General features: G+C 42.5%; 15 protein-coding genes. 8 read left to right on the top strand and 7 right to left on the bottom strand.

Features of this window, described 5'->3' with window-relative positions; translation table 11 throughout:
* The first annotated feature begins 17 nt into the window (after positions 1-17).
* Genes JFY49_RS10485 through JFY49_RS10455 form a run of 7 tightly spaced genes read left to right on the top strand, consistent with a single transcriptional unit; the run spans position 18 to position 4,458 of the window.
* Positions 18-392, top strand: a complete 375-nt coding sequence (locus tag JFY49_RS10485; RefSeq protein WP_200222771.1) for a DUF4845 domain-containing protein — start codon at positions 18-20, stop codon at positions 390-392.
* Positions 364-1,062 carry a ribonuclease III gene (rnc, locus tag JFY49_RS10480; protein ID WP_086196140.1) on the top strand — a complete coding sequence of 233 codons (699 nt, stop codon included), beginning with the start codon at positions 364-366 and terminating at the stop codon, positions 1,060-1,062. The genes JFY49_RS10485 and rnc overlap by 29 nt, the downstream gene beginning before the upstream one ends.
* Complete coding sequence (gene era, locus JFY49_RS10475) at positions 1,062-2,090, top strand: GTPase Era (protein WP_200222769.1); 1,029 nt, start codon at positions 1,062-1,064, stop codon at positions 2,088-2,090. Before rnc ends, era begins: the two co-directional genes overlap by 1 nt.
* A gap of 30 nt (positions 2,091-2,120) precedes the next feature.
* Positions 2,121-2,312, top strand: coding sequence for an NF038104 family lipoprotein (locus tag JFY49_RS10470; RefSeq protein WP_166167159.1), 192 nt, complete (start codon positions 2,121-2,123; stop codon positions 2,310-2,312).
* Positions 2,313-2,324: 12 nt separating this feature from the next.
* Entirely contained in the window at positions 2,325-3,035 is a 711-nt protein-coding gene (gene recO / locus JFY49_RS10465) for a DNA repair protein RecO (RefSeq protein ID WP_166167156.1), read from the top strand.
* A gap of 25 nt (positions 3,036-3,060) precedes the next feature.
* A complete protein-coding gene (gene pdxJ / locus JFY49_RS10460) occupies positions 3,061-3,786 on the top strand; it encodes a pyridoxine 5'-phosphate synthase (RefSeq protein ID WP_166167153.1) in 726 nt (241 codons plus the stop codon).
* An 18-nt stretch (positions 3,787-3,804) separates the two neighbouring features.
* Positions 3,805-4,458, top strand: a complete 654-nt coding sequence (locus tag JFY49_RS10455; RefSeq protein ID WP_200222767.1) for a tRNA-(ms[2]io[6]A)-hydroxylase — start codon at positions 3,805-3,807, stop codon at positions 4,456-4,458.
* 12 nt (positions 4,459-4,470) lie between these two features.
* Here JFY49_RS10455 and JFY49_RS10450 read toward each other — a convergent pair.
* Together JFY49_RS10450 and lipA are read right to left on the bottom strand one after the other, a co-directional pair.
* Positions 4,471-5,272, bottom strand: a protein-coding gene (locus tag JFY49_RS10450; protein WP_180082508.1) for an IS5-like element ISAba37 family transposase whose coding sequence is annotated in 2 segments (ribosomal slippage) — positions 4,471-5,007 and positions 5,009-5,272 — 801 coding nt in all. Because the reading frame shifts where the segments join, the coding sequence is not laid out codon by codon here.
* Positions 5,273-5,478: 206 nt separating this feature from the next.
* The gene (lipA, locus tag JFY49_RS10445) at positions 5,479-6,492 is read right to left on the bottom strand and encodes a lipoyl synthase (RefSeq protein ID WP_166167147.1); all 1,014 of its coding nucleotides are present in this window, start codon (positions 6,490-6,492) and stop codon (positions 5,479-5,481) included.
* 209 nt (positions 6,493-6,701) lie between these two features.
* Here lipA and sthA point away from each other — a divergent pair, with 209 nt between their 5' ends.
* On the top strand, positions 6,702-8,117 hold the full coding sequence (gene sthA / locus JFY49_RS10440) for a Si-specific NAD(P)(+) transhydrogenase (protein WP_086196133.1): 1,416 nt from the start codon (positions 6,702-6,704) through the stop codon (positions 8,115-8,117).
* 160 nt (positions 8,118-8,277) lie between these two features.
* On the opposite strand, the gene JFY49_RS10435 is transcribed toward sthA, so the two are convergent.
* The 5 genes from JFY49_RS10435 to JFY49_RS10420 all read right to left on the bottom strand — a co-directional run bounded on the left by JFY49_RS10435 (position 8,278) and on the right by JFY49_RS10420 (position 12,838).
* Entirely contained in the window at positions 8,278-8,607 is a 330-nt protein-coding gene (locus JFY49_RS10435) for a four-helix bundle copper-binding protein (protein WP_180042282.1), read from the bottom strand.
* 172 nt (positions 8,608-8,779) lie between these two features.
* Complete coding sequence (gene chrA, locus JFY49_RS10430; RefSeq protein ID WP_180176238.1) at positions 8,780-10,009, bottom strand: chromate efflux transporter; 1,230 nt, start codon at positions 10,007-10,009, stop codon at positions 8,780-8,782.
* 315 nt (positions 10,010-10,324) lie between these two features.
* Positions 10,325-11,308, bottom strand: a complete 984-nt coding sequence (locus tag JFY49_RS10425) for a TauD/TfdA dioxygenase family protein (RefSeq protein ID WP_200222765.1) — start codon at positions 11,306-11,308, stop codon at positions 10,325-10,327.
* A gap of 188 nt (positions 11,309-11,496) precedes the next feature.
* On the bottom strand, positions 11,497-11,631 hold the full coding sequence (locus JFY49_RS17655) for a hypothetical protein (RefSeq protein ID WP_257224410.1): 135 nt from the start codon (positions 11,629-11,631) through the stop codon (positions 11,497-11,499).
* Entirely contained in the window at positions 11,624-12,838 is a 1,215-nt protein-coding gene (locus tag JFY49_RS10420) for an MFS transporter (protein WP_200222763.1), read from the bottom strand. The genes JFY49_RS17655 and JFY49_RS10420 overlap by 8 nt, the downstream gene beginning before the upstream one ends.
* Between the last annotated feature and the right edge of the window lie 83 nt (positions 12,839-12,921).

Genomic DNA, 12,921 nt, shown 5'->3' with positions numbered 1-12,921 from the left:
ATTGGAAAAAATAACAAATGCGTAAAAATCAACAAGGGGCATCTTATATTGCAATTTTAATTGCAATCATTGGCTTTGCTTTCTTAGCAAAAATTGCCATCGCTGTTTGGTCACCATACTGGGATGATCGGGTTGTAGATAGCCAGATTACAGAGTTGCTGCAAAGTAGCCCTGCCGATACTGATCCTTCAAAGTTTGCAAGTCAGATGAGTCAACGTTTAGAGATGAACAATGTTCGTGATCTTAAATTTGATGAAATTGCTCAGGTGACCAATATTGATGGACTGCAAGTGAAAAAAGAGTATGAGATAAGAAAGCCGTTCTTACTCAATATAGATTTAGTGTTAAAGTTCGAGAAAAGTTTTGATCAAAGGTCAGTCCAAACTAAGTGATATGCGCTTAGTCAACCGTATCGGTTATCAGTTTAAACAACCTGAATTATTGCAGCTTGCACTGACCCACCGATCGGTTAGTCATAAAACTAACTATGAACGTCTGGAGTTTTTAGGCGATTCATTGTTGGGGATGATCATTGCCCATTATTTGTATCAAGCCTATCCGCATGAAAATGAAGGGCGTTTAACGCGTATGCGTGCCACACTGGTTCGTCAGGAAGCATTAGGCAAAATTGCAAACGATTTGAAACTCGGTTCGTGTTTAATTCTCAGCACGGGTGAGTTGAAATCGGGTGGACATCATCGCGAATCTATTCTTGCTGATACTGTGGAAGCGATTATTGGTGCAATTTATGTTGATTGTCACGATTTAAATGTCTTGCAAGACATCGTGCTAAAATGGTACACGCCATATTTAGACCATATCGAACCTACAGACCAGCTGAAAGATCCTAAATCACGCTTACAGGAATATTTACAGGCACGTAAAAAACCTCTCCCTGTTTATGACGTTGTAGATATTCAAGGCGATGCTCCGAATCAGCATTTCAAGGTGGAATGTACGATTGAAGGCTTGCCTGTATTGTGTGGTGAGGGTTCAAGTCGTCGCTTTGCTGAACAGGCAGTTGCGGCAGATATCTTAAAACAATTGGAGCAAAAGTCTTAATGACTACTCATTCCGATCACATCGATGCTGATCACGAACCGCAAGACGGCGGTAACGATTTAATTAATCAATTCTTCAGTTCGCAAGGAACGACGATTCCTTCGGACTTTAAAAGTGGCTTTGTTGCGATTGTAGGACGCCCGAATGTGGGTAAATCTACCTTGATGAACCATTTGCTGGGTCAAAAGCTTTCAATCACTTCACGTAAACCACAAACTACGCGCCACAAGATTGTGGGGATTGATACTCGTGAAAAATCTCAGGCAGTCTTTGTGGATACGCCGGGGATGCATAAAAAAGAAGTCCGTGCCATCAACAAAATGATGAACCGTGCGGCTCACTCTGCACTGCGTGATGTCAATCTGGTGCTGTTTGTGGTTGATGCGCAAAAATGGACGCAAAATGATGAACTGGTGCTGGAAAAACTGAAAAATGCAGAAATGCCGGTGATCCTGGTCATCAATAAGCTGGATACTTTTGAAAACAAGAATCAAGCCTTACCCTTGATCCAGGAACGTGCCAAGCTGATGAACTTTGCCGAAATCGTACCTGTATCCGCTTTACGTGGTGCCAATCTGGAACATTTGCGTAATACCATCGAACAGTATTTGCCATTCCAGCCGCCACTCTATTCACTGGATCAAATCACCGACCGTTCAGAACGCTTCCTTGCTTCGGAAGTGATTCGTGAAAAAATCATGCGTCAATTGGGTGAAGAACTGCCGTATGATTTGACCGTGCAAATTGAATCTTTCAAGACTGAAGAAGCGACCATTAATGCGAAAACAGGTCGTCCAAAAGCGGCGTGTACCTATATTGATGCCACCATTTTTGTTGATCGTCCTGGTCAAAAGGCCATCGTAATTGGTGAAAAAGGTTCTAAGCTGAAAAAAATTGGTATGGATGCGCGTGCCGATATGGAAAAAATGTTCGAACAGAAAATCATGCTGACCCTTTGGGTGAAAGTTAAAGGTGGCTGGTCTGATGATGAGCGTGCATTAAAAAGCTTGGGTTATAGTGATATCTAAAATCTAGGTTTTACTTTGAAAGGAGCTGTAATGATGAAAGTGCTGACTGTTGTGGCATGTGTATTGTTCCTGCAAGGCTGTATTTACAAGATTGTTACAGTTCCGGTCAAAGTGGCCTATAAAACCACTAAAGGCGTGGTTAAAGGTACGGCAGCTGTGGTGGGTGCCGTCATTCCAGATGGGGATGATGAAGAATCTGATTCTGAAAAGAAAAAGGATTAGACTTAAGCCTGTATGCGCAATGAAACCTTGCATGGTTATTTAATCCATCATCGTAAATACCGTGAGCGCAGCCATATTGTGCATCTGTTTACTCAGGAGCATGGTCGTGTGGATGGAATTTTAAGACAAACGCCACCGCCGCAATACCAACCGATTTGTCTGCAAGCTTCGGGTAAATCTGAGCTGAAAAATTTTACCAAACTGGAAATTGTCAATCAGCCGATTTTCTTTTTTGGCGATGCCTTCTTTTCCGGTTTTTATCTGAATGAAATTATCCTGCGCTTGTGCCCGGTTGAAGTGGAAATGCCACAAACCTTTGTGCAATATCATCAGACCTTGCAGCAATTGCAACAATTGGCACAGCAGGAGCATCCTGATCTTTTTTTAAGACAAATCTTACGTCAGTTCGAGCATGCACTTTTAGAAGAACTGGGCTATGCACTTGATTTTACAGTGGATGCACAGCAACATAAAATTCAGGAATCACAATCTTATCTGTTTCAGCTCAATGATGGTTTTATTCCTACAGTACAACAGTCACGTTCGACTTTATCTGGACAGCAGATTCTTTCGATGCATGATTATGAAAAGGGTAGGGATTTTAATCCTGAACAGTTACAATTGTTGACTAAGCTGTATCGGCAGATCATCACCGCGCTTTTGGGCGACCGACCGCTGAAAAGCCGTCAATTGTGGATTCAAAACACTCAATCTCAATCTTAATTTTAAACATAGTTAGGTAATTGTTATGGCTGCATTACTTGGTGTAAATATTGACCATGTGGCGACTTTGCGACAGGCGCGCGGAACCGCTTATCCAGATCCGGTAAATGCTGCTTTAATTTGCGAACAGGCCGGTGCAGAGGGTATCACCCTGCATTTACGTGAAGACCGTCGCCATATTCAGGATGATGATGTACGTCGTATGCGTCCTGTGCTGAAAACGCATATGAATCTGGAAATGGCTGTGACGGCTGAAATGGTGGAATTCGCCAAGGAAATTAAGCCGCATCATGTGTGCTTCGTTCCAGAAAAGCGTCAGGAAGTGACCACTGAAGGCGGTCTGGATGTGGTGGGTCATTTTGAAGATGTTAAAGCCGCGACTCAGGCCTTGTCTTCTATTGGTTGTGAAGTGTCTTTATTTATTGATGCTGACTTTGCCCAAATTGATGCAGCTGTGGCTTGCGGTGCGCCAACCATTGAGTTACACACAGGTGCTTATGCCGATGCTGAAACTGCAGAAGCACAGCAGCATGAACTTGAGCGTATTGTTAAAGGTGCGGAATATGCTGCATCTAAAGGTTTAATTGTGAACGCCGGGCATGGGCTGAACCTGGAAAATGTCACCCCAATTGCTGCAATTCCACACATTCATGAGCTCAATATTGGTCATTCCATTATTGCCGATGCAGTGTTTGTCGGTTTGGCCCAAGCTGTTCAACAAATGAAAGCTGTGATTAAAGCAGCACGTTAAGATTTAAGTTTAAAAGTTATGTCGACAACCCATTATGATGATCTCATGAAACCTGTGATTGGCTTCCTGGGATGTGAAACGCCAAAAACGTGGCTAGATGAAGCCGTGAATAACCTGGAGTTACTCATGCAGGATCATGCCAATTGTGAAAAAAAAGCTGCTGGTACAGCCATGAACCTGATGTTCCGCTACAGCTTTTTTACCGATTTGCAGGTCAAGCTGGCACAACTGGTACGCGAAGAAATGCTGCATTATGAGCAGGTGCTGGAATTTATGTCCAAACGCGGACAGGAATGGAAAGCCGTGAGTGCAGGGCGTTATGCAGGCATATTGCGCAAGGAAATTCGTACCTACGAGCCGGAAGCATTGATTGACGTGCTGATTATTGGTGCCTTTGTGGAAGCACGTTCCTGTGAGCGTTTTTATGCACTTGCGCCACTGGTTGATGAAGAGTTAGGACGCTATTATCGCTACCTGCTTAAATCTGAATCACGCCATTATGAAGATTATCTGGCATTGGCCTTAGATGTTGCCAAAACATCTAAAATGAAAGACCCGGAAGAAGACATTCAGGGGCGCATCGAGCATATCCGTGAAGTAGAAAAGAATTTAATCCTCTCGGAAGATGATACTTTCCGTTTCCATAGTGGTGTCCCAAATCAGGCTGCTTAAGCTTCTTAGAACCTATCCAGAATATTTTCTATGCAAAAGTAGCCTTAAAAAGGCTAAATTAATGAACTGAAGGCTCGTATTTAGGTGCTTTTCACAGTTTTTCCAGAGCCTTCTGCATTTTTCTAACCAAGCAAATGATCTTTCCACAACCCAGCGTTGTGGAATGACTGCAAATTTATGTAATTCACTTCGTTTAGCAACTTCAACTCGGGCTCTGATTAAATTCTTAACAGCCAAATAAAAGGGTTCGCCTGTATAACCACCATCAACAAGTACAACCTCTACATTTTGTAAGGTATCTCTATGTATAGTTATGGCATCTAATGCACCTTGGCGATCCGTTTTATCTGCTGTCGTAACCAATATTCCATGCGGGAGACCTTGAGTATCAACAATAATATGTCTTTTAATGCCTGAAACTTTTTTACCAGCGTCATAGCCTTTATCACGTGCAGTATCTGTGTTTTTTACACTTTGTGAATCAATGATGATAAAGCTCGTTTGTTCTTTCCGTCCATTGCTGATACGGGCCTCGCCAACCACATTTTTTTAAAGCTTGCTCAAGTATGCTAGGTTCAGTTTCTGATGGTTTTTTATTCCAAATCGAGAAGTAATAATGCACAGTGCTTTTAGCTGGGAAGTCTCGAGGAAGCATACTCCATTGGCATCCACTTTTTAAAATATAGAGTAAGGCGCAAAATATTTCATAGACATCAACGACTCTTGGACGTGTTTGTTTTCTTCCGCTCAATAGTAACGGTTCAATTTCTTTAAAGGCTTCTCGACTAATGTCGCTGGGATATGGTTTTCTCATTGAATAATTTTAACAAATTCTTTTTTTAAGTGCTAAAAAAGAATGAAATTAATACTGGATAGGCTCTTATTTATTTCATTAAAAAAATCCCCTATTTAAATAGGGGATTTTTTATGGCTGATCATTTTAAAACTGAAAATAAAAATGCCAATCTAAATATTTTAGATTGGCATTTATTGATCAGTCTGGTTTCAGGCTGAGCTCAATCAAGCTTCAATGGTCTGAACTGCAATTTTTTTCGCAGGATCAGTTTTGCGACGTACCGAAGGAACCGGTTCACCATAATACTGACGGTCGGCAAAGTAACTTGAACGAACCATCGGCGCTGCCCAGATATTCTTGAATCCAAGTTTCTGACCGTGTGCGGTATAGCGTTCAAATTCTTCTGGAGTCACGAAACGGTCAATCGGTGCATGCTCTTTAGAAGGCTGTAAATACTGACCAATAGTCACGTAATCGACATCGTGTGCTTTTAAGTCATCCAGCAATGCAATCACTTCTTCTTCAGTTTCACCAATACCAACCATCAAGCCACATTTGGTTGGAACGTCCGGGCAGTATTCCTTAAACATTTTCAGTAAGTTTAAAGAATGCTGATAATCTGAACCTGGACGCATCGCTTTATATAGGCGCGGCACGGTTTCAATGTTGTGGTTAAATACGTCCGGTGGGCACTCGGTCATGATGCGAAGCGCGATGTCCATACGACCACGGAAATCCGGTACTAGAATTTCTAATAAGGTATTCGGGCTTAAGCTGCGGGCTTCTTTAATGCAGTCTACGAAATGCTGTGCACCGCCATCGCGAAGGTCATCACGGTCAACCGAAGTAATAACCGCATATTTTAAACCCAGGTTGGCAATGGTTTCGGCCATATGACGTGGCTCATCCGGATCAAGGGCATTTGGACGACCATGTGCCACGTCGCAGAAAGGACAGCGACGGGTACAGATATCACCCATAATCATAAAGGTTGCGGTACCGCCACCAAAACATTCTGGCAGGTTCGGGCAAGCGGCTTCTTCACACACCGTATGTAATTTTTGCTCACGCAGCGTGGTTTTAATACGTTGAACTTCTTCAGGAGCCGCCATTTTTACCCGGATCCAGTCCGGCTTGCGTGGCGTTTCAACCGTAGGTACAACTTTTACAGGAATACGAGCGACTTTCTCTGCGCCACGAAGTTTGACACCCTGTTCAGGTTTACGGTTTTCAGACATATTCAACTTTTCCACTGTTTTTTGACGGGGGAGATACTAGATATATTAGGTCTCTCATTATAACGGACTTGAATCTAAATGGGGTAAAAAGGATATTCATTTAATAAATGTAGTCATCACTTAATATATGTGAGGTAAATACAGAAAATTGCGAGTATTTACGTCATAATATAGCCAAGATAGACCAATATTGAAGATAGGAGCGTTGAATGCCACGTAAAAAAGAGGTCGTTAGTGGAACTTTCGTTAAATACGATGCGGTAGTTCTCGGCTCAGGCCCTGCGGGTGAAGGCGCGGCAATGAAACTTGCTAAATCAGGCAAGCGTGTTGCAATTGTTGATATGCGTGAACAATTAGGTGGTAACTGTACACACGTAGGTACCATTCCAAGTAAAGCATTACGTCAAACAGTATCGAGCATTTTGCGTTACCAGCGTGACCCGATGTTCCAGAAAGTGGGCGAATGGAAGCAGTTCACCATGAAACAGGTGCTGCGTAATGCCCATAAAGTGATTCAGCAACAGGTTGAAACACACTCCCGTTTTTATGACCGTAACAAGATTGATATTTATCATGGTCGTGCCTATATCCAGGATAAAAATACTGTATTGATCTTTAGCCCTGAAGGCATAACAGAAACGATTGTTTTCCAGCAATTAGTTATTGCGACAGGTTCACGTCCATACCGTCCGGCGGCGCTTGATTTCAATCATCCACGTGTATTTGATTCAGACAAAATTCTGGATCTGGATTATTCAATTCAAAAAATTATTATTTATGGTGCCGGCGTTATTGGTTGTGAATATGCATCCATTTTCATTGGTCTGGACCATAAAGTTGATTTGATTAATACCCAGCCTAAATTGCTCAGTTATCTGGACGATGAAATTTCTGATGCCTTATCTTACCGTTTACGTGAACAGGGTGTATTGATTCGTCATAATGAACAAATTGATCATCTTGAGACATTTGATGATCATGTGGTGTTGCATTTGCAAAGCGGCAAGAAAATTAAAGCCGATGCCATTTTGTGGTGTAACGGCCGTTCGGGGAATACTGACGGTTTAGGTTTGGAAAATGTAGGCATTACCCCAAACAGTCGTGGTCAGCTTACAGTAAATGATCAGTACCAGACTGAAGTGGAAAATATCTATGCTGCCGGTGACGTGATTGGTTGGCCATCACTGGCTTCTGCTGCTTATGACCAGGGGCGTTGCGCTGGTTCAAACATGAGCGGTGAAGAGAACGTTAAACCCGTAACGGATATTCCAACAGGTATTTATACCATTCCGGAAATTTCTTCGATTGGTAAGACTGAACAGCAATTGACCGAAGAAAAAATTCCTTACGAAGTTGGCCAGGCATCTTTCCGTCATCTGGCACGTGCACAGATTACCGGTGACACCGTAGGTGAATTGAAAATTCTATTCCACCGTGACACCTTAGAAGTGTTAGGGGTGCATTGCTTTGGTAATAACGCTGCCGAGATTATCCATATTGGTCAGGCTGTGATGAATAGCCCGAACAATACCATCAAGTATTTTGTTGAAACTACCTTTAACTATCCGACCATGGCGGAAGCGTACCGTGTAGCAACCTTGAATGGTATGAACCGTTTATTCTAAGATTTTCTGAATTTTAGATGCGAAACCCGTAAGTGAAGGCTTGCGGGTTTTTGTTTATTTTGTAGGATAAAATATCTAATAAGGGCATGAGAGTGAGAATAGCGCTTAGCGCAAACCCGCAGATCAAGTGTTCCTATTTTTGCTTATCACTTGCTTGGATTTAGGCTGCCATTTTACGGCATTCTGTGGCACATTGCTGGCAGGTTTCGGCACATCGCTGGCAATGTTCAGCTTCATGTTTACTGCATTCTTTGGCGCAGTAATCGCACATTTGAGCACAGAGCTGACAGATTTCCTGCATAAAGGCAGAGGTTCTTTGTTCAGAGCGGGCGCATAAATTGCACATATCTGCACAGTCCAGACAGCGTTTAATGCATTCACGCATTATCTCTATCTCATTTTCATCCAGACAAGCAGCTGCACAGGTGGTACAGGTCAAAGAACAGGTCATACACATTTGGGCACAATCCGAAAAGCTGACAGTATTCATTCTGTTTTCCTGATTAATAATTTAAATTGATATCTGAATAAGCTAATTACAAATAGACTAAGAAAATAGAGAGATTGAGTGATTAAAAGTAAACAGTGTCCACTTTAAGTAAGCGAATGCTGCATGATAAAAAATCTGGGTAAATAGAGAGTGGATCACTGGATTCTATAGGCTATGAGAAAAAGCCATGATGATCCAATAGCCACAAGAGTCCATAATAACTAAAGAAACTGCTGATTAAGGTCAGCCAGACTGGAATTTTGCTCCTAAGCAATGCAATGACAGCGATAATAAAAACAATATCTAAGCCAGACAGTACATATTTTTCACCCATCTGCACCACCAGGCATAATAACAGGCCCACCACAGCAGCATTAACGCCTGCCAAAGCTTGAAATAAACCTGGAAATTGCATTAAACGCGACCAGTAAGGTAAAGCGCCGAAAATGAGGAAAAAAGAAGGCAAGAAAATCACTGCAGTTGCAAAGGCGGCATTCAGTACTGCCGATGAACTTAAGGGTAATAAAGCACCCAGATAGCTGGCAAAACTGAATAATGGGCCTGGCATCAGCTGGGCAATGGCATAGCCCAGGTCAAAATGTTGCTGGGAGACCAAGCCGGATGCAACAAAGTCCTGCTGTAAAAATGGCAAAATAATATGACCGCCACCAAAGACTAGAGAAGCCGCGCGGTATAAACTGGTAAAACTGTCTAGCCAAATACTGGGAAAGAAATATTGTAGTGCTGGAACCAGTACAAAAGGTAAGGCGAATAAAATCAGCCAGAGATAAGCGAAAGGTTTTTTAGCTGTGATTGAGATGCCCGTAACGGGTTTAGGGGTATTTTTTTGCGGAAAATAATGCAGATAAATCAGTCCTGCTAAAGCACCAAAAAGAATCACCAAAACCTGATTGATACTGATGGGAACTAGATAGACAAATAAGCCCGACAGTAGCATTAATACATACTGCCATTGCTCTTTACAAAAGCTACGTAACATTTGCCAGAATGCCCATGCCACCACGCTAAATACAATGAGTTGAATCACATGGAAAAATTCGACAGAAAAATAACCAGAAAATTGAATACCCAGCATTGCCGCAAGGGTCATGAGCAGTGCCGAAGGTAAAGTAAAGCCCAGCCATGCCAGTAGCGCACCCCGATAACCTTTTAGCTGAAAACCAATCGCAATCCCCATCTGGCTACTGGTCGGGCCAGGTAAAATTTGTACCAAGGCCAGCAGATGGGCATATTGATGCTCATCCAGATAACCAAGCTGTTGCACAAAACGCCGATAAAAAAACACCAGATGGGCTGCTGGACCGCCAAATGCCGTATAGCCTAATCTGAGGAATATTTTAAACAAGCTGAAATTTGACAGCGTGGGAACAGGGGATGACATGATGAAACGATCCAAAAATATTTGAGTTTTAGCCCGAGCAAGATTAACAGGTCGGATTGACCTTGTTGTATGGTTTTCCTGCAATACATATTGCAAATATGAAAAAGCCCATCCCAAGTAATTACTTTTGATGGGCTTTTATTCTTTAATTTAACTCGTAAATATTTAAACAAGATGACCATCATTGAAAATGATCCCCGATGTGATGTATCGCACGCTAGTTACTGATAAGCAGAGGGAGCCTATCCTAAGGTAAGGGGGATAATAAAAAATTGCAGCATCATGACGCATTTTTTATTTTATTTACGATTTTGCCTATTCGTAAATGTAGATGAGGTCATAAGGCCGACCACCTGCCAGACTGATACGTTTTAGCAAACGGCGCTGCTCACTAGGGAATGATTTGCGTGAATGTAGGGTAACCTGATTATCCCAAAATACGATATCGCCCTGTTGCCATTGATGTTCATAGCGGAATTCAGGTTTTAACAGATGTTCGCGCAATGAAGCAATCAATTCACTGCCAGCCTGATCATCATAATTGACCAGTTCCACCTCGGAATGGGTATTTAACCAGAGCGCTTTACGACCACTCTCAGGATGGGTACGTACCAGTGGATGAGGATAGGCATGACCAATAATCGGCTGATCTTTAAAGCGATATAGAGGACTGCTGCCATAACCATTATTGTCATTGTCTTTCAGGTGTTGTCGACGAACAAAGGGGTTATAGGTAATCAGTTGTAATTGATCGATATGCTGTTTGGTTGCTTCATCTAAAGCATTATAAGCCTGGATGGTGTTAAACCAGGATGTTTGCCCACCGTCTTTTGGTAATTCAATGGCATAAAGTAATGAACCAAAAGACGGTTGTGGCGTCCATTGGTGATCGGCATGGGGCGAAAGTTCACCATGGCCGGTGTAGTTTCCCTGTCCCACAGCATTGGAAACGGGCACGACATCGGGTGGTGTACCGGTATCTGTTTGGGTGGCAAGTACCGGATTATCTGCACTTGGGCGGAAAATGGAACCAAAATAGCTGGCAAAGGCTAAATACTGTAAATCGTCCAAGCGCTGGTTTTTGAAAATTAAAATCAGATGTTCGGCCAATGCTTGTTTTAGACGGTAAATGGTTTCACCTGCTTGGGCTTTACGTGCATCCAGGCCAAAAACCACAGCCCCTAAAGCTTCACCCTCTAAGGGCACAATAGTAATATTTTGCGGGTTTTGAAATTGTTCTAGCTGATGCCAGCGCGGTGCATCATGTATTGCCTGAGAAAGTTGGGTGAGTGCCGTCATTGTTTTGCTCTGATGTTTTTTACGTTGAAGTAAAATCTAAGCAATCCAGAACAAAAGATAAAATCAAAATATTTTATAAGCTTATGAAATCCTAGTGAAAAATACTTAAATTGATGATTGTTAAACTTTTAATATAAACAGCAAAAGAAAGCGGTTTTTTTGCTGTTTTCACTGCTGATATTTCAGCATTAATGCGCGCAAAAGGCCTGATTGAAATACTCAAACAGTTGCGGTGTTTTGACCCAAAGCACAATGGCGATAGTCAATAACAGACCAATCGCTACAGCAATCGAGATTTTGAGTCCAAGCATAGAATCAGTCATGAACCACATGCTCCTCATTGACAAAGAAATGAACCAGAACCCCAAATACACTTAACAGGATAGAAAACATCCAGATCATATTGTAGTCGCCAGTCATGTCATGATTGACACCCCCCAGCCATCCGCCAAAGAACGAGCCGACCTGATGGGTAAAGAACACGATACCACTGAGCATGGATAGATATTTTATGCCAAACATGTTCGCCACAATACCATTGGTGAGGGGAACCGTAGACAACCACAATAAGCCCATAATGATGCCAAAGCTGTAAATTGTCCAGATACTCAAAGGCAGCAATAAAAAGCCAATAATGGCAATACCACGCAGGCCATATAAACCCATCAGCAAGTGAGGTTTGGAGTATTTTCCACCCAGCCAGCCTGCAGTATACGTACCAACAATATTAAATAAACCGACCAGAGCCAGAAATACTGTGCCTGTGGTGGCATCAAAACCATGATCAATCAGGTAACCAGGTAAATGAATACCAATAAAGACCACCTGAAAACCGCAGACAAAAAAGCCTAAAGACAGGAACCAGAACGGTTTGTGATTTTTGGCAATCCTCAGAATTTCTTTGACACTTAATGCCGGTGTTGGGATGGCAGCCGAAACATTCGGAGGCGTATAAGCAGGCGCTTTTAAAGTCCACGCCAATGGAATAATGAAAGCAATTAAAATGGCGCTGACCATCAATGCTGCTGACCAACCGACACTTTGTAAAAGCAGCAGGGTCGATGGCAGCATGATAAATTGGCCAAAAGAGCCTGCTGCACTGGCAATACCCATCGCCAGACTGCGTTTTTCAGGATGTGCGGCACGCCCCACCGCAGAAAGCAATATGGGAAAAGAGGTCGCAGAAAGTGCCAGACCTAAAATTAAACCGACGCTTAAATTCAGCAGCCAGCCGCTGGAGCTGACGGCCATCAGCAACAGGCCAAGGGTATAAAGTGCACCACCAATAGCAACTACAATTTTACTGCCATATTTATCGGCAAAAACTCCGGTAATGGGTTGTACTGCACCCCAAATCAGGTTTTGCATGGCAATGGCAAGACTAAAGACATTATGTCCCCAGCCAAACTCATGGCTCATGGGAACAAGATATAAACCAAATGCATGACGGACACCCAAGGATAAAGCCAGAATAACGGCACTTCCAATTAACATGTAAATCAGAGGTTTGGAAAAACGGGTGTCTGACATATTTCATCCATGCGGAGTTGTGTTGTGGCTATGTTATTCGATTATAAAGGACGAGGCGATTAAATTAAATTTCAACAAAAGAT

The sequence above is a fragment of the Acinetobacter sp. CS-2 genome, assembly GCF_016599715.1.
GTDB lineage: Bacteria > Pseudomonadota > Gammaproteobacteria > Pseudomonadales > Moraxellaceae > Acinetobacter.
Note: the sequence above shows the minus strand (reverse complement) of the source record. Positions and strands in the feature narration are given on the sequence as shown.